The following is an 18,597-nucleotide window of genomic DNA, read 5'->3' as shown; positions in this document are numbered from 1 at the left end:
CAAGGCCAATTCAACCGCCTGTCGCCATCTACCCATCGCAACATTCCTCGTTTCGACCAGCCCAAACGAAGCATCCGCCAACATATTCATCGTTCCATGAAGGCTGGTTTCATGGAATCGGTCGTCTAGATTCACAGAGGGGGCGGTGCTCTGGCAGCACCACGTGATGCATAAAACGGGACTATGCGTCACGGCCTCAGCCCGGCAAAATGCCGGAGGACGATCAGCCAGCCTCGGAGGATGAATGCGAAAGACCCTGCTTGATCCCGATGTCGCCGACAGAGCACCGTCAGATCCGGGTGCCCTTACCCCGTACGACCATGTGCACGCCATCACCTATTTGCGCATGTTGGATGCGGATGCCGAAGGCGCCGACTGGCGGGAGGTGACGCAAATCGTGTTGCACATCGATCCCGAGCGCGAGCCAGCCCGCGCCCGGCAAGCCTACGAAAGTCACCTCGCCCGCGCCAGATGGATGACCGAGATTGGGTACAAGCTGCTGTTAGGGTACGGCTGGCCACCATCGAATTGAGCCACAGCGCCCCCTAAACGGCGGTGCGCCCGAGGCGCATCGCCAATAGGCTGATCAAAGCCCGAAGTCACTCAGCGACGATCATCTGGCAGCACTGTCTCTCATCCGAGAGATCCTTGCGCAGAGCTACTTGGATGCCCTGCGGCCCTCCGGCCACGGGTAGATGCCGGCATGTTGGGGGGTAACGTCGATGACGTAGTCGGGCGGGTTGAAGGCGAAGAAGCCCGCCTTCTTGATCTGCACATCGAGATCGTCGACCGTACGGCCGGTATAGTCGAATATGAAGGTGAGAACCTTGAGCCCTGCTAGATTCTCGCGCATTGCGGTGTCGGACTTCTGAAGAAAATGTTTCGTGCCGCGAATGACGAAGACATGGCCGACCGAGATAACGGCCCTAATGACTTTCGCAGCGCGCCGTTCGTCGAGGCGCACGGCGTCGAATTGTTTCCGAAGGGTCGGGTCCTGGGTGTTGGCGAACTGCTCTTGTAACGCGTCGGACGCGCCGCCCGTGTAGTCGGACGCCCGATAGGCCATGTCATGGGCGGCGAGCCGTTTGGCTATTGTGACGTCGGCAACCGCACGAGCGCGCGTGACACCGGGCGGGCAATCGACGGCCACGGAGTTCACCTCGGCTTTGATCATTTTCTCGTCGAGTGCCTCAGCGGCCCGCCGCTGCTCGGGCGTCGGGTCTTTGACCAGGCTGTTGGCGATGATGCGGTCGTACCAGGGCTGAGTCTCCGCAGGCTCCTCGACGAAAGCGCCGACAAAATGCGCTTCGGCATGCATGGCGATCGTGGTTTCCGCAGCTAGAAATTCATACGGCTGCATCTGGCAGTGATTTTCGCCGAACAGCACGACGTCGGGCTGGCGTTCGTCGTAGATGGTCTTGAGCTGGGCGACGAGTTTTTCGAACTGCACCGGCGTCAAGCCGGAAACCGGGGACTGCGCCAGAGCGGTCGACGCAATCGGGGCCCACAGCCATACAGCAAGTATGAATGGCCCCACCACTCGGCAAAAATTGCAACGGAATGACCGATACTGTTGCAAACAACGCAGTAATTCTTGAATCTGGCAGAAAGATTGCGTAAAAAGCAGCATCCTATTCTGCCAAACATGAACTAACCCGCTGAAGACTCGGAGCGTTCCCGTGCTGAAACAGAATCGGTCATTCTGTTTCAGCCGAGGTAGTGATGCATGAGCAGCTTTGTTTTGGCGGCAGCCTTTTCGGTCCATCCGGCAACCGCAAATATCTGAACGCCGCCGAGCGGCGGCGCTTCTTCGAGTCGGCGGAGGGGCTTCCTCCGGCTGCGCGTTTGTTCTGCCTCGTTCTCGCCTTCAGCGGTGGCCGCGTCTCCGAGGTGCTCGCGCTGACACCGGCCGCGATCGACATCGAAAGTGGAGTCGCTGGCATTCAGACCCTGAAACGCCGTAAGCGTGGCGTCGTGCGACAAGTGCCGCTTCCGCCCGACTTGCTCGGCGACCTTGATCGCTTCTTCGGCCTGGCCGAGATGCAGCGCGATCCCGACCTGTCATGCATGCGTTTCTGGACGTTTAGCCGCACCACCGCGTGGAGGCTCGTCAAGGCGGTGATGGCAACGGCTGGGATCGTTGGCATGCCCGCAATGCCCAAAGGGTTGCGGCATGGCTTCGGTGTGAACGCCTTTCAGTCCAACGTGCCGCCGCATCTCGTGCAGCGTTGGCTCGGCCATGCCTCGCTCCGCACCACCGCGATCTATGCCGATGTGATCGGCTCCGAAGAACGCGCCTTCGCGGCCAGGATGTGGTCGTCGGCGTCGGGAGATGGTGCGAGCCAGATGCGAGCGTGCCCGACAGCGCCGCCGTTCGCGTCGCATCGGTCATCGTCTCGTAAACCTCATAGTCATCGCAACGAATGAATGCCGCGGAGCTTCGCGTACGCGTTCAGCATCATGCAGAATCCCCATTCTGCATACGCTAGCAACCGGATATTAATTTCTATTAACCAAAGTCGATGTCGACACGCAAATTCATCAAGTCTTAAGTATACGATGGTAAAAAGAAGATATTTTATACAACTGTACTTTCTCGTGAAATTGCCATGAAAGACTTTATCGGGGGCAGCAACGACCATAGTGAGAATGAACTCCAACGCCTTTCGGAGTTCATGCGCACGGCCGCCTATCTCGACAAACGCCAACAACAGATCCTTCAGTCCCAACAGGCGATCATCGGCCTCCAGCGCAGCATACGCAATGTGACGATCGATATCGCGCATTTGCTCGTCGCAGCGCCGTCCGCCGGCAATCAGGCGATGCTGGAACGGAGTCTCGGCGAGCTCAACGGCCTCGCGAACGCCGTCGCTCAAAACGCCGCCGCCGTTCCAGCCGGCGGCGATAGCGGAGCGAGCCGAGGCGCAGGCGTCGATCTGAACGGAATGAAAGCCGCGATTGAGACGCACGCAAATTCGCCGGGCGGAAACGCGTTGAAGGACATGGATGACAAAATTCGAAACAAAGCCGCGGAGATAAAAGAGCTCTCCGCCGCCGACCCCGCGGCGGTTCCGGGCACCGATCAAGCCGCGCCCGGTGACGCCAAACCGGCCGGCGATACGCCCGCCAGCAATCTCGATCGGGTCAACAAGCTGGCGCAGGCGGAGAGTCGCACCCAAGACAATCCGGCGGCGTCCGCGTCCCCCGACCCATCTCCGCTCCCGAATAAACCCGGATCGCGGTCGAACGTAGCAGCGCTGAAGCTTGACCATGCGGAGGTTGCAGCCAAGTCGGACGCGGCTGGCCAACATCGGGCGCAAGGCGTAGAGCCGACGGCGCAACTCGCGCCGACGCCCGCAAAAGTGGAGCCGACCGCCGCGGCCGCTGTCCGCAAACCGCCAAGTCCGGGCAGCATGTAAACGACCAGAGGAAAGCGGGCACGGCTTCCATCATCACGTCCTGGAAGTTGGAGCCTGGTCCGGCATTCCTAGGCGCGCCCTCGAAATGAAAGTTCATTTCAAAGTCGGAAGCAGAAATTCTGGTTTGACCAAGCGGGGGTGAACCCAACCTCGTTGCGGCTGTTGGGCAGATACTCTCGCCTCCCCACCGATTTCGGTCGTTCCCGAAATCACGGCATAACCCCGTATGACTGCGCATCCGTAAATTGCTGCCTCGCCCAGTATGCGAGCATACCCATGGACTCGTGACTGATCCACGACCCTTGCTTGGCCGAGCACCCGCGCATAACCGCCGACCATTGCTTGGTCCCAGATGCGTGCATCTTCGGACACACGCGCATTCCCGAGCACGGCCGCACCCATGGAAACCCAGCAATTGCCCTCATGCGATAGATTTTGGTCGTGTTGAAGGTAGCCGCCGAGATCGCCAATTCTGACATTCGGAATATCGCGAAGAGCGCGAATACGTCGAAGTCGAAGGCCGAAATAAAATATTTGGTCGTCTTCTACAAATTCATACTTTTTTGTTCTCATTCATTTGCCGAAACCAGAATTGCGAAAGTTCCTCGAACTTAATCCTTCTCCGTGGAGGTATCATTATACGGCCTCCTAATCGCAGTTTCAAGCCGATAATCGTCCGGCATGAAACTATCCATGTTCTCGGCAAATAATAGGAAAGGGGTCGAAGGCCCGGTCTGCCGTGTGATTCCGATAGCTCGACGCTGAAGTTCGAAGAGTAATTCGTATTGTCGAAGCCAGTTATTATCGAGCTCATCAGGTTTGCCGCGGATCGTCGTAAAGCTTGCATTCCAAATTAAACATTGCAGCTGGGTGAACCATGGAATCTCAGGTGCTTCTCCATCGAAATTAAACTCCTGATCAAAGTTGTTTTTTGTGACCTTCTGCTCGATCATCTTTTTTACGATATCGCGCCGATCGGCATCTGATATTTCTGGCTTCATCGTTTTGAACGTCTTGTGTTGTTCTGCCGGAATCACAACGACGCGCGCCGCGATCGGATTCTGACTGTCGTACGTTGATGTCACCGTGCCCACGAACCATCCGTAGCTTTCAAAATTCAGCAGTGCATAGGATCGCAAGCCTAGGCCTTTGTTCGGGTCGGTCTCCGCGACTGCATGCCCAAACAAATAGGTGATGGCCTCCACGACGATTCCAAATCCTCTAACGATCCAGTTCTTGCCACCGCGGCGATGCCAGTTTTCAAATCGCAAAATTCCTTCATCTAATAAATTTTCAACGTGCAGATGAGTTCGTACTATCTCCCCGTCGTTTGCACTTAGCCGGTAGCAAAAATAATCGCCATCCAAACCCGTTACGAGCGAGTAATGTCGATTAGTGATGCCGAAAAGATGCTGGAGGGCTACCCGAGTTATCTCTGAGGGAGGTATTGGCCGATCGAGTTGTGCAGCGATCACACGTGGACTTCCGCGGGTCGTCAGGTCGATTTTGGGGAGAGGAACATCCGCTTCATCGGCCCCGGATAAAGCGTCACGAACTCTACCGAGTAGATCGCGAGACGCCTTCGCTTTCTCCAGGAATGGGATCAGGTGCTTCTCATCATATGTAAGCATAAGCGCACAATGGGGCCCGTTCTTTGGAGGATGTTTCGCGTAACGAGTTTTCGAAGAGGGCGTTAGCGCGTGACCATTATTTTGAAAGAAACTCTCGATGTCGTTGGCCATGCTCCTTCGTAGATCATCGTTCTCGGCCACCAGGTCATGCGCATGCGAACAGCGTCTATAGCGCTCCGAATCCGGCGGGCCAGATTTGACTTTCTGCATCGATGTTTGTCCTGATGACGGGGTCGGAATGGACCGAGTGCGGAAGACCAATGTCGCGACAATAGGTTGCAGCAATATTTCAGGCAATCGCATGAGACGGCGAAATTTTCAGGGAAACGTGAAATTTGCATGTTCGCGCCCATCACATTGGCGATGCCTGTTGGGGCATGAAAATTACGGTAGGAGTATTTGCATCTTTATTCAGTTAACCAATTGATCTTTATATTGTTTTTTCAGCTTTGCAGGGTTAGCGTTGGTCAGGTTTGGTTCGATTCTGATCGGTTCTGAAACGGAGGAAGCTCATGACAAAATCTTCTTGGGGTTGGTTGCTGGCTTTGACTTTGGCCGCAACGTTCATCGCTGCGGTGGCGCCACTGGATCGTGATTGGCGGGTTGAGGAAGTCATTCGGCAAACCGACTTGGCGACGACGAAGGTGCGAAACTGGATCGAGAACATAGAAATCGCGATGACGGATGTGCGAAACGGAATCGAAAATATGGCCTTCATGAAGGCCAGGGTGCACAGTTGGATCGGGAATATGGCATTCACATTCCTGATCCTTTACGCGCTTTTCGGTCTTGGAGAGGTGGCGAGGCATTTCCCAAGCGCTTGGAGGCGCCTTGTCGCAAGATGGCGAAACCGCGAGTTTGGCCAAATGCCCAAGAGCGCGTACGGGATGTTGGTCGCGATTGGCCCTCTCTATATTGCTATTGAGGTGTTTCGCGACACGACTCGCTCGCTTTGATTGAGCAGAGCCAAGCATGATGGTTGAAACGGCCGTGGCAATTACCCGGCCGTTTCTCTTCATAACGATGCCAGCACCTTCGATGCTCGGTCTTCTGACAAGAATTCGGCGTGACGACTGGTCCCTTCAGGAAACGGACGGCAAGGCCCACGATACGTAGAAAATCGAGCAGGTTCTGCTGAATTCTTCAGACTCGCTTCCTCCATCTCACACCACGCCCAACTCCGTCCTTTTGTGGACTTTTCGCACCGTTCGTCGGCTAAGGCTGCAAGCGCTAAAGCGCTCGTCCTCTTCGTTTCCGTCGCAAGCGATGCAGCCGCCTCCTTCGTCGCAACGGCCTCCGCCAGAAGGCCGCGATTGGCGCGGTCGAAAAACGATGGAGGAATTCATGCATATCCTGACAATCAACGAACTGATGCGCCTGACGCGTACCGAGCTTTGCGGACTCCTGGCGCAGATCACAGTCGAGCTGTCGCTTCTTTCCAAAGGCTCACCCGAGCACGATGCGGCGCTGACGACCTTGCGCAACATCCGCTGGGCGCTAGCGCGTTGCGACCTCTCGCCCTGACACGGCGAAACCGGCTACGCTTCCGAGGAAGCGGAGCCGCTGGCTCGCGGACAGCCCTGCGCGGGAGCGCTCTTGGCGGCTCGGATCACGAGCTTGCCCGAGATCATGATGCCGGGCGGAATCACGATGTTCATGCCATCGCTGTCCTTGTGCTTCCAAGCCGCGTCGATCTGGGTCCAGTTGGCGTTATCGCCGTCGCCATCGACGACAAGAACGAGGTGGATGGGACGTTTTCGAAAGAAGACGCTACCCAACATCAAGGGATAGAACACGTCAGCTAGGATGGCTGACGCCCGTTGCGAGCGATCGGGAGAGGCACCGGGCGTTAAGCCAAGGCGCAGCCGCCGGCGGTCGCGCCGCGCGAAGGTCTCTCGGTCCTGCGCGGAATTGGCAAGGTGGACGGACGCGAATGCTCGATATAGGTGATACCGCGATCGAGTTGTTCAACAGTGAACTGCCGACAAATGAGCCACATCAAATAAAGCGAGTCCTTGCCGGCGATCTCGTCGGCCTCCCGCTCGGAGAAGAGAGGCAGGTCCCGCTTATCCGATTTGAAGATCTTGACCTTTACGGCAAAAGACGGATTTGAGGAACGTAGTATGACCTCTTCGCCATCGGCAATGTCGTGCTTGCCTATCATGAACGAGGAGTTGGTAGAGTTGATCCGTAAGTTGTGGTGATACGGCTCAATCATCGTGAATTCTTTCATCCTGGCCTCCTTAAAGTAGTTCCGGAAAGATGGTGTCGGTTGTGACTTTCCGAAATCTAAGCGTGTAAGGGAGGATAAGGAAGGACATTTTAAAGGCGGCCTCCTTGGTGATTCGGGCGCCTTTTGACTTCAGTTTCTCGGCCACATAGTAGGCATTTGGGATTTCGGCGTCGTTCATGAGCTCGAACGTAATGTCTCGGACGGCATTGAGATCGAATCCCTCCGGCAAGACGTGATCCTCGATCGCTCGAAGAAGTGCCTTATTGTACTGGTCGGGGCGCGCCGCGTTACGCCCTTGCGGCGAAATCTTGAGATGGCGAACTTGCCTTTCGTGGGTCGATTCCACGAGTCCGAGCTGCGTGAGAAAATCAACAAGTTCGCCGACGCGCGTAGGAGACACAATTTCCGGTTTTCCGTTAGGGCCAGCCTCGCGAGTCCAAAACAAGCGTTGCTTCTTGAGTGCGCCATACGCCTGACTGAACGTTTGACCACCCGGCACCGCGGCGCACTGAACCAAGATGGCGTGAAGTTTGCGGTAAATGGAACGGGCCGGGCTGAGCGCATTGAGCTCGTCGGGGACCGTCGGTTCGTACGGATAGATTACGTTCTCGTCGCCGATCTTACCAACCGTAACCGGAGGAGTTAGCATTTCATCCGCACCTGAGACATTGCGTATCGCCTCCATGAAGCACCGCGCAACGGTCATTCCGCGCTTGCGACGGTCGATCCGCTTGTCTGTGTTGTGCAGCCTCGAAACATCGAGTCGGGAAAGGACTGCTTCGGAAAGCAAACCCATATCGGAACCGCTTACCGCAGGTGCTCCATCGCTCGATGCGAAAATCCCGTAGACATGATTTTCGTAGTTGGAGAGAACGTTGACTTGCCGACCGGCGTGGCATGTGTCGAGGACGAAGTAGATCTTGCGAAAACCCGCGTTGACGAACTCCTCAACCAAATGTCGAAACGTGTGCCGTTTGTCTCGAAGGCGCGCGCCTTCGAGACTCAGGATAATGTCATCGCGATCGAAGATGTAGGCGTGACCATAGTAATAGAAGAATAGCTCATCGTCCGGCGTTGGATTGAGCCCGTCAAGACTCTTGAAGAGAGTTCCGCGCGTCGCAGGCAGCGCGCGATCCTCGTAAGGCCCTTCTTTGGATTCGCTGCTGATACGACTGCGAAACAACAGAGGAGATGACTGGTCTTTCCATCCAAATCCGAATTTTCCCAACGGGCCATCTCTGCCGATAGCGAGCGACCAGCGAGCGGTTAGGCGCTTGAGAGCTTCGGGACGAATCTGCATGCCGCCATCGGCGAGCCGTTCGTTCGAGCACAAAATCATGCCAAAACGCATGAGGGATCAACTGCGCTTGTTTGCTGCGCCTGCCTTGTCCAAGGCAGCAGCAATCTCGGTACGCAGCGTTACCATGTCTTCGTCCGACAGCGGCAGATTTCGTTCGATACGAACTTCGCCCTTCTCGGTTTTGAGTGAGAAGGCGACGCGTGGAATGTTCGGGGCCGGCTTATCTCCGATCTTACCCTGCTTCGGTAGCAAGGCCTGGACCAAGATATTGATGGTCTGCACGATCTTCACGGCCATCGCCGACGTATTCACGATCTGATCGAAATGCTGCACAACCCACGTTACGAGCGACAAGTCGCCCAGTTGGTTGTCTTTCGCGACGGTCTCGTTCTTTGTTGTTTTCGTCGGAAGACTGTCCACTTCTTTCTGTATTTGGTCGTAGAGAAGATGAATGTCGATATCGTTTGGAACGCCATGGGGGCTGGCAACTGAAATTTCGAGATTCATGTCTTGCATCCTTGCTCGCGCAACAAGCGAAAATTAAATGCCCGCAAGACTCGGGGAGACCTTTGCGGAATCACCAGTGATTGTATTGGGATACAATCACCACCAAATTGTCACAATTAGATGACGCCACGGGCGGATCGGAAGAGCGTGAAGCCGCTCTCACGATCCGCCTGGTCTAGTCCTTGCGAAGGTGCTTCTCGTGATCTCTGCGGAAGCCTGAGCAAAGGCCGCCGTTTCAAAGACAAAGCCGCAAATCGAGCAACGAGTTCACAGCTAGGCAACGCAAATGACAAGCGGCGCGCAAAATGATTCCCGTCATCAATTTGTATTCCACCGGTGATTGTATGAGAGCGCTTATCAAATAATCGGAGAAATTTGCTATGCGCTTAGATTTGGCGACAATCTGCACGTTTGGCGTTCCGAAGCTCAGGGCCAGCGTTCTTGTTACTGTCTCGCTTCTAGTATGCGATCCGCTATTAGCGTTTGCTCAGTCAACGAGCGGCGGGCAGGGCGACATCACTCTTAACGCGCAGACGGTATCGCTTTCCGATTTGCCGACTGCAGCATTCAATCGCCCTCCAGCAGATACCCAGATCGGCACATGGCTTGCGTCGCAGCCCGCGCTAATTTTGGATGGGGGAACGCTGGTCATCGGGCAACCCGGCTCGGCACCGGACGTGACATTGAGGCTCAAGCGCATCGAACTTCGAAACGGCGCAAAGATCATCACCAACGGCTCTCAGCTTGAGATTGATGCACTGCAAATCGTTTCGGAGAGAGGACAAATTCTTTCCTTCACCACTCCGGATATGCAGACCGCACCGGCGGTAACCGGAATAACTGGAAGAGCGGGAAATAGCGCGGGCCGAGTTCTTCTCGACGGAGGCCTCGTGGGCAACGGTGTCCTGACGGTCAATTTGTTTGGCCAAAACGGACAACCGGGTGGCGTTGGTCGTCCTGGACCGGCCGGCGCGCCCGGCGCTCCGGGAGACCATGCGGCTGATCATTTGTTTGACTGTGCTCATGGTGGTGGAGCTGGAGGCCGCGGTGAACCCGGCCGAGACGGAGAACAAGGAGCACGTGGCGGTCGAGGCGGAAATGGTGGAACGTTAGTTCTGAAGGGCCGTTTGGCCGTCCAAGTTGACCAAGTTGGATTTACTGCGCTCGAAGGAACGGGCGGCGACGGTGGTCCCGGCGGTCCAGGCGGTGCGGGAGGCCCAGGTGGGTCGGGCGGCGGTGGGTCCACCTACTGCTCTGGTGGGCCAGCCGGGCCGGCCGGCCCGAGTGGAAACTATGGACAGCGCGGCCCTAACGGTGATCCTGGTACACGTGGCCAGCTAATCGCGACAGTCGGATAATTTTGGTTTGCTGTATCGCAGACGGGAAGCCGAGAGGCCGAGTTCCTCTCGGCAAGGAGCCGAGGCGCGGGCGTCGATCTGAATGGAATGAAAGCTGCGATTGATTCCCGCGCGAATTCACCAGGCGGGAACGCATCGAAGGACGCGGGTGACAAAAGAGGAAACAATACCACGAAGATAAAAGAACTCTCCGCCCCTGACCCCGCGGCGGTTTCAGGCACCGATCAAGCCGCGCCCGGTGACGCCAAACCGGCCGGCGATACGCCCGCCAGCAATCTCGATCGGGTCAACAAGCTGGCGCAGGCGGAGAGTCGCACCCAAAACGATCAAGCGGCGTCCGCGTCCTCCGACCCGTCTCCGCTCCCGAATAAGCCCGGCTCGCGGTCGAATGTGGCAGCGCTGAAGCTCGACCATGCGGAGGTTGTGGCCAAGTCGGACGCGGCTGACCAACATCGGGCGCAAGGCGTAGAGCCGACGGCGCAACCCGCGCCGACGCCCGCAAAAGCGGAGCCGACTGCCGCCGCCGCCGTCCACAAACCGCCAAGTCCGGGTGGCATGTAACGACCAGAGGAAAGCTGAGCGCTCCGAAGCCGTGGTTCACGCTGATGAAGGCGTCTCGGAGCAGGCTATGATCGTACGCCGCGAATTCAGGACGCGCGCGCCTTTCCCATTATCAATTGGCCTGGCTCTTCGCGGCGCTGTAGGCGTCAAGGTTTGAAAAATACTCGTCGGTTGTTTGCAAGAGCTGGCATTCGTGCGTCGATCTATAGAAGGTGAGCGCCGCGCACCAATCGGCTAGCCCGCACATCGCTTCACATTGCTCAAAGGATTGGGCCGTCCGGCTCTGCTGTGGTTGTTTCGGAAAGCCTTTGTTGCGGTATCGATCGAAATGAACCCTGTTTCGTGAAGAGATCGGTACTGGTGCATCGCCTTTCAAGGCCGTTATCGAGCGAGCGTCGAGCAACAACTCACGGAATTCCGATTTCGGGTAACAACTCTTATTCCACTTGTCGTAACTGTAGGCGATGCAGTTCGAATCGGCACGGCAGGCAGCCTCACAGTCGGACAATTCGATTTTTCGGATGACTGCAATATCACCGCCATACATGTCCACATTGTTGTAAGGCCTGAACCTGACCGGGAGGGCGGCTTGTCTCTCGGCTGCAGGTGGTGATGCCGAATCCGTTACGCCTCGCGTGGATAGACGCCCGTCGGGGTCGGGGTTGGCCGCTTCGGTCGTTGCAGGGTTGGCAGTCAACGCCGACGGTACGGCAATCGTCGCACAATCTCTCTTTATTTGTTCGTCCAAGTCGGATCGATTGGGAAATACTACGTTTTTAAGCGTGCCCACGCACACGTTGTAGACTCGTTGCGGCGAGGCATCTTTTCCCAACGGCTCCTCACCGTTGAATTTGTTGACGAGTATATCGAACTCGCCCAGTTTTAGATTTGTGTATGTTTTAATGGTATTGGTAACGGGGCATCTGGCTTTGAACGAAGACATGCTTTCGCGGAGCGAGTCGGAAAATTGCCTGATGCGGTCATCGAGTTTGGTGAAGGTAAAGAACGTGTCGATGGGGGCAAGAATGGCCTTGAGTTCCTTGACACAGACAGCTTCCGCTTCCACCGTCCGGCTGGCGAATGTCGGATCGCAATCGCGCATCAACTGCATCAGTTTTTCATTGTCCTCCGGTATACCGTTCTTCGCCATGTCCTGCAGTTGCGGGAGGGGAATAGCGTTGAAAGCCGCCTGCATTCGTGCGGTACACTCCTCGGCGCGAATTTTCTCTGCCTGAGCCTGATTGACTTTATTCGCAACAGCCGCTTCTTCCCTTAACTTCTGCGTCTGAGCATCGTTTAATTCTTTTGCGACCGCTGCCTCCGCCGCCGTTTTCGTCGCCTGTGACTCGGCAATCGTCGTCTGAAAAATGATGTGCTGGTGCCACTCCTGCCAGGCGGCAAAACCGAGCACCGCCACAACGACCACCTTCACGACCAAGGATGCCGTAGCTCCGGCTCGAACAGGAGCCGACGCTGTTCTATCGAAGATGGCGGCAACATCGTCTCGGATCGAAAAAAGCGTACCGCGTGCATAATTGCCAATAGCTAGAAGGGAGCTTGTGACGTTGGACAAGACGCCCTGGCCGGCGAGTGCCGCCGGCTGCTGTGGAGTGCCGACTGCCCGCGCAATCAAAATCTGGCTGATTTCCGCGTCGGTATAACCGGCCTTGCGGAGCTTCGCGCGCTCGGCGTCGAGGGGGCTTGCTGCGGGTTTGTCCTCTTGATCCGGCGTTTCCATGCTCTTGCCCCGACCCGATCCGCAAATCTCGCGCTCACCCCGATGTATAAATCCGAGATAGGAAGGGCTATGATTTGCACCTTCCGACCCTCATCTCCTTAAGGTTCTTCGCCGCATACGTGTTGCCCTGATCGGCGGCAAGCTTGCGAAGGCGCATGGCTTCGCAAGCATCTTTTCGTAATCCCGCATCGCCTCGCTCATAAAAATCAGCGAGGTTCGATTGGCCGGCGGCATTTCCCTGATCCGCAGCGAGGCGGTACAGTCTCGCGGCTTGGCGCAGATCTTTCGGCAAGACATTTCCGTTCTCGTACATATAGGCAAGCTGCACTTGGGCCTCTGCATACCCCTGATCGGCGGCCAGCTTATAGAAGCGCGCCGCCTCCTGCGGATCGGACGGCAGGCCACCACGGCCGGCTTCGTACATCTTCCCCAAGTCGAGTTGCGCTTCTGCATCGCCCCGGTCCGCCGCGAGCTTGTACCGGCGCGCCGCCTCAATGTCCGGATCGGGAGGAGGACTGGCGGTTATAGGAGGCAGGGGTAGTACCGCTGCCGGTGTCGAGGCCGTCAGGCGCAGTGGCGAGGCCGGTGGCGGTGCCTCGGCCTTTACGGCGGGTGTGGAAAGACGCCAGTCCGCCGCGATCTCCTCCATCAGCGGATGCGTGATTCCGGCCTTGCGAAGCTCGGCAAAATCATCCGCGATCACCTGCTCCCATACCCGGCTACTTCTAATCTTTTCGCCTTTGTGGGCTGAATAAATCGCCCTTGCTTCGGCGGTTCGCCCCAGCATCATAAGGGCATGGGCGCGGTTGGTTTCTGGCACAAGATCGTTCGGTTTCAGCTCAATAGAGCGGTTGGCGGCGGCGATTGCCTCGGCATATTTGCGGGCAAACAGCGCGTGCCATGAGAGGTTCGCCAGTGCGCCGGCGGTTGCGTCACCGGCTTTGCCCTTGTCCTTTATTTCCCGCGCTTCTTCGGCGGCGACGTTTTTTTGCGAAAGCTCGAAAGCCTCGTCGTAACGACCAGCCTTGTGCTCTTCATTGATGTTAGCGATCAATCGAAGTGAAGCGATCAGCCGGCGGAAGTCCTGGTATTTTTTAGCCGCGATCTCACCGTCCGATTCAGCGAATTTGACCGAAAGCCCCCGGCATACGGTGTTGCTTTCTTCCATGACGCTTTGCCGCGCGCGGCTGTCGCCTGTGGGAATGGCTTTCGTCGCGCCAAACGTCGCACCCGCGACACATGAACACGCAAGAAGGTCAGCGTAACTCTGCCTTCGATCCGTACATTGCTTTATGTCTGTCGCGACATCCTGGCTCGCCCAAACATTTTTCGTTTTTTCGTCGGGAGCTTTGGAAAGATCGTGCGGTGAACCAAGGGCGACGTTCGTGATCTCTTCGAGCTTGTAAGCAAGATCGGCACCGCTACATACTGGAATGCTGTCGCCCACCATCCCATCCGAGCCTGCATCGCCGAGTTGCAAGGCCGTGAAGGTCCTTACTCCCATTAAGCAAGATGCAGATATCGACGCATCCATATCAGCAACCTTGTTGGGTGACCCCAGCGAATCCTCCATCAGTATCTTCTTGATACCTTTGTATCCCTCAACTGCATCATCAAAAGCCGGCGGTTTCGCTGCGGCCACATCTGGGCTACAATCCTTATTGTACAGCTCAATCATACGGGCCGTCCTTGACCCGGCTTTCACGGTGGATCCGTCCGCACTAAAGTCGCTTGGATACATATTCTGCGCCAACTGTTCCATGCGGGTTTTGCAGGCGCGAGCGACAGCTTCGTCGGCTTCGGCTTTCTGACGGCGTAGCGCTTCCCGGGCTGTGGCCTCTTTGATTTTCGCTTCGGAGGCCGCCGCTTCCGCCGTCGCGGTTTGCAGCACGGGTGCGTTCCGGGCGGTCTCTTGTTTGATTTGTACTTCTTGCGCCGCGATTTCCGGCGCACTGACGATGTGCTGCTTCCACTCCTGCCAGGCGGCATAGCCGAGCACGGCGATCACTATCGACTTCACGACCAAAGAAGCCGAAGCTACGGCGCGAACGGGCGTCGGTGCCGTGCTATCGAAGATGGCGGCAATATCACTCCGGATCGAAAACAGCGTCCCCCGCGCATAGCCTCCGACGGCAACCATCGAGCTTATGACATTGGACAGGACACCTTGGCCGCCGGCATTCGGCTGGCTCTGGCCGGTCACGCGGGCGATCAGAATCTGGCTGACTTCGGCTTCGGTGTAGCCCTCGTTGCGAAGACGCGTGCGCTCGGCTTCGAGCGGAGTTGACGCGCTCTTTTCCTCGACCTCCGGAGGTGCCATTCCCCAGCCTCCTGCCTGCACCGTTGCCTCAAGCTCGATTACTAGTCGCGTTTCAGGTCGCGCTCAAGTAGCATGGAACCTAACATTCGCGATAACACGCCATCGATATGCCTTCATGAATCTGTCATTTTTGTCGAGGCAATGACGCCTATGATGGACCGACGCCCGTTCGCTCGAATAGGAAAGATCGACAGGATCGGTCTGGCCCTGATGGCGGTGCTCGTCGCTCTCGGAATTCTGGCGGCTTTCGCAGCGCTGCGTTTCGGGTGGTTTCGGAGCCCGTGGGAATTGATCGTTTGGTTCGGTGTCAGCACGGCCTTCATCGCCGTCGGCCTTGGCGCTTCCAGCCAGCCTCTATCACGAAACACCGGCGTCTACGGCGCGGCCAAACCGGCTTCGGAGTCCGAAGCCAAGGCCGCCGCGCGCGGCGACAAGCAGTCGGCATCGCTGCATGACCAGAGTTTTCCGGATTGAGATCAGCCATGGCAGGCGGTGACGACGACGCGAAGGGTATTGTCCTCGGGCGGCATTACGACGACACGGCACAACGTGCTGGCGACAAAATCGCTTACGGGGGCGAACGGCATCTTCTGATGTTCGGGCCGAACGGAACGGGCAAAGGAACCCGGTTTCTCATACCCAACCTTCTCAGCATCGAAGATCGATCGGTGATCGTCATCGATCCCAAGGGCGAGTTGGCTGCCGTCACCGCTGACTACCGTCGCACGATCGGCGATGTGATCCTGCTTAATCCCTTCAATGTTCTCGGTCTCGGTTCGGCAGGCTTCAACCCGCTCGCTGCCCTCGATCCGAAATCCCCGACCTTCTACGACGACGCAGCGGCGCTCGGCGAAGCCCTTATCAAGCTCGAAGGCAAGGATCCGCATTGGACGGAATCCGCGCAAGGGTTGATCGTCGCTCTCATCATGTGGGAGAAGCTGAAAAAGGGCGACGCCGCCAATCTTGAAAATGTCCGCGCGCTGTTGACCGCGCCTGACCGCTTCGAGCGCTATACCGAAGACGGCAAGCTCATGGAGCGGTTGGTCGAAGGCCTCCGCTACACGGCGACACAGATGGTTGCGGATGGCGGCTATGAAATCGCCAGCCTTGTCGGACGCTTCTCGGGCCGCGATACCAACGAAATGGCGAGCGTTCGATCAACTGCCGATACCCAGACGCGTTGGCTACTCTCAAAGCCGATGCGCGACGACCTCCGAAAGAACGGGGTGGACTTTCGCGGTTTGAAGGACAAGCCGACGACGGTTTACGTCATTCTGCCTGCCGAACGGATGCGGACCCATAGCACCTGGCTGCGTCTTGTGGTCGTATCGGCGTTACGCTCACTCTACCGGGCGGGCGGTTTGCGGACGCTGCTCATGATTGACGAGATGCCGGCGCTCGGCCATCTCGGCCCGCTTGAAGATGCCTTCGGCCTCGTGCGCGGCTACAAGGTGCAGATAGCGGGAATTTGCCAGGATCTTGCTCAGCTCAAGGCGCTCTATAAGGAACGCTGGGAGTCGTTTCTTGCCAATGCCGGTGTCGTGCAAGGATTCGCGCCGAACGATCTGACGACGGCGGATTGGATGTCGCGCCGGGCCGGGCAGACAACACTGATCGCGGCAAACACCAGCGAAAGTCTGACTCCCGAAACCGGCCGCAAGAGCGAAAGCATGAGCTGGAATCAAGTCGGCCGAGCACTCTACCTGCCGCACCAACTGATGGGATTCACGGAAGGTACGGGCCTCTTCTTCCTCGCAGGCATGGAGAACACCACCCGCTTCTTCGCCCCGCCATACTGGAAGATTGACCAATGTGCGAAGCGCGCTAAGCATAATCCCTATTACGAAGTGTAGAAACCAAGTGGAAGACGCCGTGGTCGCTACCGCTCTCGTCCGCTTCGATCACGGTCAATCTCGGCGTCGCGTTCAATCTCTTGCGGCACCTCTCGATCAAGGTTGCTGAACAGTTGCGCGCGCCGCGTAACGTGCTCATTCTCGGTTTGCCGTGTTGAATGGTCTTGCACCAAGGGCTGCTTGTCAGGGACGGGCGGTGGTCTCTCTATCTCCTTCGACAAACCTCCCGATGATCCTCCAAACAGGTCGGCCAAACCGTCGGCGAGGGCCCCGACCGCGTTGCCTGCCATATCTGCGACGCCTTCCGCAAAGCGCGCAATGCCGGCTACCGCGCTGTCCAATTCGTGCCCGTGTTCGGTAGCGGCCTCATGCTCGTTCCCGCGTTCAAGCTGACGCTCAAAGCTTAGGCTCTCGCGGATAATCGCTTCAAGAGGCCTGTCGCCAACGGCACGCTTAAGCCCTTCAATGACAAAGGAGGCTTCATACTCAGTGCGATCGTCGGTCTGCATGGCCGTTTCGGGTGTTAGATTCGGAAACGCGCGTTCAAGCACGGCGAGATCACGGGCAACGTACAGCTCGTTGCGTTCTTCGGCGCCGACGTCCAGCTTGGCCCAGTCGAGTGCAAATCCGGCTTCCGCCGCCAGTTCGCGGGTAAACTCGCGAAGCGTCCGGCTATTGCCTTCGTAGAATCCGTGCGCATAGTCGAGATCGCTGTACAGTTCGGCGATGCGCGCCGCAGCGGTGTCCTGGGCCAGTCCCTTGATGGCTTCCGGACCGCCGAATTGTTCGAGTGTCGTTGCGATCTTGTCCTCCACGTCCTGGCTCACATAGGGAACGTCATAGGCAACCGGACGACCTTCGAGTGCGCGATGCTTGACCCATGTTTCCGCCGTATCATCGCGCATTACGCCCGGTTGATGGTGCGGCAAATCCTGAAAGATATAGGCGTGAACAGCCTTCAAATGGTTAGCGTCGAAGTCGCCTTTAATAGGATCGATGCGGAGTTCTCTGATGCGATTGGCAACAAGATCAGCCTCGCGCTCCTCCCGGGCTTTCTGTTGAGCAAGCTCCGCAGCTTCGTCCCTCATTGTTTGTGGTGAGCCAGGATCGCGGCGGTCAATTCTTCGCCGCTGATCTCGCCATCGATATAGCGCTGGTTCATTTCGTCGAAAAAAGAAGACACGACAAAACCCTCAAGGCGAACGCTGCCACGCGCGTAGTCAACCGACACTTTTCGCCGCGCACGTTCTTCGGCGCTTATTCGGTCCGTTGTGTTTGGCTCGCTGTCTTTCATTGTTCCTCCTGATTCAAAGCCTCTCGATTGAAGAAGATGTTAGCACAAATCGCATAGATTTGGAACGGTAGGGTGATGACCTATGACAATGTTGGACCGCCGCCGCCCCATTTCTGAAAATATTCAGCCCAGGTGATCTTGCCTTCCGTTGCAGCGATAAGATCGACAAGCTGTGCCTGGCTCATACCACCATGCCCGACAGGACGGTGGGGCATCATCCGTTGGGCGAAAGTTTCGTCGTTCGCTGCTTTGAACCTGACGACACAGAAGGCGCGGGATAGAATTCTGCTCGTTGCGAGGCTGCGAGCAGCGAGGCGAAAACTTCCGGATAGCGACGTCTTGCCCGACTTCTTCCGGGGCTGACTTGAGTTCGGCTCCGGCGA

General features: G+C 57.1%; 20 protein-coding genes. 9 read left to right on the top strand and 11 right to left on the bottom strand.

From position 1 onward, the window contains the following. Positions 1–244 precede the first annotated feature (244 nt). The gene (locus tag ACP2YP_RS04600; protein ID WP_426422585.1) at positions 245–532 is read left to right on the top strand and encodes a DNA -binding domain-containing protein; all 288 of its coding nucleotides are present in this window, start codon (positions 245–247) and stop codon (positions 530–532) included. Positions 533–658: 126 nt separating this feature from the next. Here ACP2YP_RS04600 and ACP2YP_RS04595 read toward each other — a convergent pair whose 3' ends face one another. Beyond that, positions 659–1,630 (bottom strand): hypothetical protein, encoded by a 972-nt coding sequence (locus tag ACP2YP_RS04595; protein ID WP_426422583.1) that lies wholly within the window; start codon positions 1,628–1,630, stop codon positions 659–661. 92 nt (positions 1,631–1,722) lie between these two features. Here ACP2YP_RS04595 and ACP2YP_RS04590 point away from each other — a divergent pair, with 92 nt between their 5' ends. After that, complete coding sequence (locus tag ACP2YP_RS04590; protein WP_426422581.1) at positions 1,723–2,427, top strand: tyrosine-type recombinase/integrase; 705 nt, start codon at positions 1,723–1,725, stop codon at positions 2,425–2,427. A gap of 182 nt (positions 2,428–2,609) precedes the next feature. Further along, complete coding sequence (locus ACP2YP_RS04585; protein ID WP_426422580.1) at positions 2,610–3,419, top strand: hypothetical protein; 810 nt, start codon at positions 2,610–2,612, stop codon at positions 3,417–3,419. 93 nt (positions 3,420–3,512) lie between these two features. Here ACP2YP_RS04585 and ACP2YP_RS04580 read toward each other — a convergent pair whose 3' ends face one another. Together ACP2YP_RS04580 and ACP2YP_RS04575 are read right to left on the bottom strand one after the other, a co-directional pair. Beyond that, on the bottom strand, positions 3,513–3,992 hold the full coding sequence (locus tag ACP2YP_RS04580; protein WP_426422578.1) for a hypothetical protein: 480 nt from the start codon (positions 3,990–3,992) through the stop codon (positions 3,513–3,515). Positions 3,993–4,030: 38 nt separating this feature from the next. Beyond that, a complete protein-coding gene (locus ACP2YP_RS04575) occupies positions 4,031–5,161 on the bottom strand; it encodes a hypothetical protein (protein ID WP_426422576.1) in 1,131 nt (376 codons plus the stop codon). Positions 5,162–5,562: 401 nt separating this feature from the next. On the opposite strand from ACP2YP_RS04575, the gene ACP2YP_RS04570 reads away from it, so the two are divergent. Both ACP2YP_RS04570 and ACP2YP_RS04565 read left to right on the top strand, forming a co-directional pair. Further along, positions 5,563–6,006 carry a hypothetical protein gene (locus ACP2YP_RS04570; protein WP_426422575.1) on the top strand — a complete coding sequence of 148 codons (444 nt, stop codon included), beginning with the start codon at positions 5,563–5,565 and terminating at the stop codon, positions 6,004–6,006. A gap of 388 nt (positions 6,007–6,394) precedes the next feature. Further along, positions 6,395–6,574, top strand: a complete 180-nt coding sequence (locus ACP2YP_RS04565; RefSeq protein ID WP_426422573.1) for a hypothetical protein — start codon at positions 6,395–6,397, stop codon at positions 6,572–6,574. 14 nt (positions 6,575–6,588) lie between these two features. Here ACP2YP_RS04565 and ACP2YP_RS04560 read toward each other — a convergent pair whose 3' ends face one another. The 4 genes from ACP2YP_RS04560 to ACP2YP_RS04545 form a co-directional block, all read right to left on the bottom strand. Further along, positions 6,589–6,831: a hypothetical protein gene (locus ACP2YP_RS04560; protein ID WP_426422571.1), complete on the bottom strand. Its 243-nt coding sequence runs from the start codon at positions 6,829–6,831 to the stop codon at positions 6,589–6,591. 68 nt (positions 6,832–6,899) lie between these two features. Continuing rightward, entirely contained in the window at positions 6,900–7,283 is a 384-nt protein-coding gene (locus ACP2YP_RS04555; protein ID WP_426422570.1) for a hypothetical protein, read from the bottom strand. Between the two features lie 10 nt (positions 7,284–7,293). After that, positions 7,294–8,634, bottom strand: coding sequence for a hypothetical protein (locus ACP2YP_RS04550; RefSeq protein ID WP_426422569.1), 1,341 nt, complete (start codon positions 8,632–8,634; stop codon positions 7,294–7,296). 6 nt (positions 8,635–8,640) lie between these two features. Then, entirely contained in the window at positions 8,641–9,090 is a 450-nt protein-coding gene (locus ACP2YP_RS04545; RefSeq protein WP_426422567.1) for a hypothetical protein, read from the bottom strand. Between the two features lie 942 nt (positions 9,091–10,032). Here ACP2YP_RS04545 and ACP2YP_RS04540 point away from each other — a divergent pair. Continuing rightward, positions 10,033–10,203, top strand: a complete 171-nt coding sequence (locus ACP2YP_RS04540) for a hypothetical protein (RefSeq protein ID WP_426422565.1) — start codon at positions 10,033–10,035, stop codon at positions 10,201–10,203. Positions 10,204–10,535: 332 nt separating this feature from the next. Beyond that, positions 10,536–11,009: a hypothetical protein gene (locus tag ACP2YP_RS04535; RefSeq protein WP_426422563.1), complete on the top strand. Its 474-nt coding sequence runs from the start codon at positions 10,536–10,538 to the stop codon at positions 11,007–11,009. Positions 11,010–11,121: 112 nt separating this feature from the next. On the opposite strand, the gene ACP2YP_RS04530 is transcribed toward ACP2YP_RS04535, so the two are convergent. Continuing rightward, positions 11,122–12,747, bottom strand: a complete 1,626-nt coding sequence (locus ACP2YP_RS04530) for a PAN domain-containing protein (protein WP_426422561.1) — start codon at positions 12,745–12,747, stop codon at positions 11,122–11,124. A 67-nt stretch (positions 12,748–12,814) separates the two neighbouring features. Continuing rightward, the gene (locus ACP2YP_RS04525; RefSeq protein WP_426422560.1) at positions 12,815–15,067 is read right to left on the bottom strand and encodes a hypothetical protein; all 2,253 of its coding nucleotides are present in this window, start codon (positions 15,065–15,067) and stop codon (positions 12,815–12,817) included. A gap of 72 nt (positions 15,068–15,139) precedes the next feature. Between ACP2YP_RS04525 and ACP2YP_RS04520 the strand changes: the two genes are divergently transcribed. After that, positions 15,140–15,541 carry a hypothetical protein gene (locus ACP2YP_RS04520; protein ID WP_426422558.1) on the top strand — a complete coding sequence of 134 codons (402 nt, stop codon included), beginning with the start codon at positions 15,140–15,142 and terminating at the stop codon, positions 15,539–15,541. An 8-nt stretch (positions 15,542–15,549) separates the two neighbouring features. Continuing rightward, complete coding sequence (locus ACP2YP_RS04515) at positions 15,550–16,920, top strand: type IV secretory system conjugative DNA transfer family protein (protein WP_426422557.1); 1,371 nt, start codon at positions 15,550–15,552, stop codon at positions 16,918–16,920. Positions 16,921–16,946: 26 nt separating this feature from the next. Here the strand turns inward: ACP2YP_RS04515 and ACP2YP_RS04510 are convergent, their stop codons facing one another. Next, positions 16,947–18,008: a Fic family protein gene (locus tag ACP2YP_RS04510; RefSeq protein ID WP_426422556.1), complete on the bottom strand. Its 1,062-nt coding sequence runs from the start codon at positions 18,006–18,008 to the stop codon at positions 16,947–16,949. Next, positions 18,005–18,214 carry an antitoxin VbhA family protein gene (locus tag ACP2YP_RS04505; protein ID WP_426422555.1) on the bottom strand — a complete coding sequence of 70 codons (210 nt, stop codon included), beginning with the start codon at positions 18,212–18,214 and terminating at the stop codon, positions 18,005–18,007. The genes ACP2YP_RS04510 and ACP2YP_RS04505 overlap by 4 nt, the downstream gene beginning before the upstream one ends. Positions 18,215–18,597: the final 383 nt, after the last annotated feature.

Source organism: Bradyrhizobium genosp. A, from assembly GCF_049949275.1.
Classification (GTDB): Bacteria; Pseudomonadota; Alphaproteobacteria; order Rhizobiales; family Xanthobacteraceae; genus Bradyrhizobium.
Note: the sequence above shows the minus strand (reverse complement) of the source record. Positions and strands in the feature narration are given on the sequence as shown.

Excerpts from the sequence above, each read along its gene's own strand:
- ACP2YP_RS04600 (WP_426422585.1), top strand. The coding sequence starts at position 245 with ATGCGAAAGACCCTGCTTGATCCCGATGTCGCCGACAGAGCACCGTCA.
- ACP2YP_RS04595 (WP_426422583.1), bottom strand. The coding sequence starts at position 1,630 with ATGCTGCTTTTTACGCAATCTTTCTGCCAGATTCAAGAATTACTGCGT.
- ACP2YP_RS04590 (WP_426422581.1), top strand. The coding sequence starts at position 1,723 with ATGCATGAGCAGCTTTGTTTTGGCGGCAGCCTTTTCGGTCCATCCGGC.
- ACP2YP_RS04585 (WP_426422580.1), top strand. The coding sequence starts at position 2,610 with ATGAAAGACTTTATCGGGGGCAGCAACGACCATAGTGAGAATGAACTC.
- ACP2YP_RS04580 (WP_426422578.1), bottom strand. The coding sequence starts at position 3,992 with ATGAGAACAAAAAAGTATGAATTTGTAGAAGACGACCAAATATTTTAT.
- ACP2YP_RS04575 (WP_426422576.1), bottom strand. The coding sequence starts at position 5,161 with ATGGCCAACGACATCGAGAGTTTCTTTCAAAATAATGGTCACGCGCTA.
- ACP2YP_RS04570 (WP_426422575.1), top strand. The coding sequence starts at position 5,563 with ATGACAAAATCTTCTTGGGGTTGGTTGCTGGCTTTGACTTTGGCCGCA.
- ACP2YP_RS04565 (WP_426422573.1), top strand. The coding sequence starts at position 6,395 with ATGCATATCCTGACAATCAACGAACTGATGCGCCTGACGCGTACCGAG.
- ACP2YP_RS04560 (WP_426422571.1), bottom strand. The coding sequence starts at position 6,831 with ATGTTGGGTAGCGTCTTCTTTCGAAAACGTCCCATCCACCTCGTTCTT.
- ACP2YP_RS04555 (WP_426422570.1), bottom strand. The coding sequence starts at position 7,283 with ATGAAAGAATTCACGATGATTGAGCCGTATCACCACAACTTACGGATC.
- ACP2YP_RS04550 (WP_426422569.1), bottom strand. The coding sequence starts at position 8,634 with ATGCGTTTTGGCATGATTTTGTGCTCGAACGAACGGCTCGCCGATGGC.
- ACP2YP_RS04545 (WP_426422567.1), bottom strand. The coding sequence starts at position 9,090 with ATGAATCTCGAAATTTCAGTTGCCAGCCCCCATGGCGTTCCAAACGAT.
- ACP2YP_RS04535 (WP_426422563.1), top strand. The coding sequence starts at position 10,536 with ATGAAAGCTGCGATTGATTCCCGCGCGAATTCACCAGGCGGGAACGCA.
- ACP2YP_RS04530 (WP_426422561.1), bottom strand. The coding sequence starts at position 12,747 with ATGGAAACGCCGGATCAAGAGGACAAACCCGCAGCAAGCCCCCTCGAC.
- ACP2YP_RS04525 (WP_426422560.1), bottom strand. The coding sequence starts at position 15,067 with ATGGCACCTCCGGAGGTCGAGGAAAAGAGCGCGTCAACTCCGCTCGAA.
- ACP2YP_RS04520 (WP_426422558.1), top strand. The coding sequence starts at position 15,140 with ATGGAACCTAACATTCGCGATAACACGCCATCGATATGCCTTCATGAA.
- ACP2YP_RS04515 (WP_426422557.1), top strand. The coding sequence starts at position 15,550 with ATGGCAGGCGGTGACGACGACGCGAAGGGTATTGTCCTCGGGCGGCAT.
- ACP2YP_RS04510 (WP_426422556.1), bottom strand. The coding sequence starts at position 18,008 with ATGAGGGACGAAGCTGCGGAGCTTGCTCAACAGAAAGCCCGGGAGGAG.
- ACP2YP_RS04505 (WP_426422555.1), bottom strand. The coding sequence starts at position 18,214 with ATGAAAGACAGCGAGCCAAACACAACGGACCGAATAAGCGCCGAAGAA.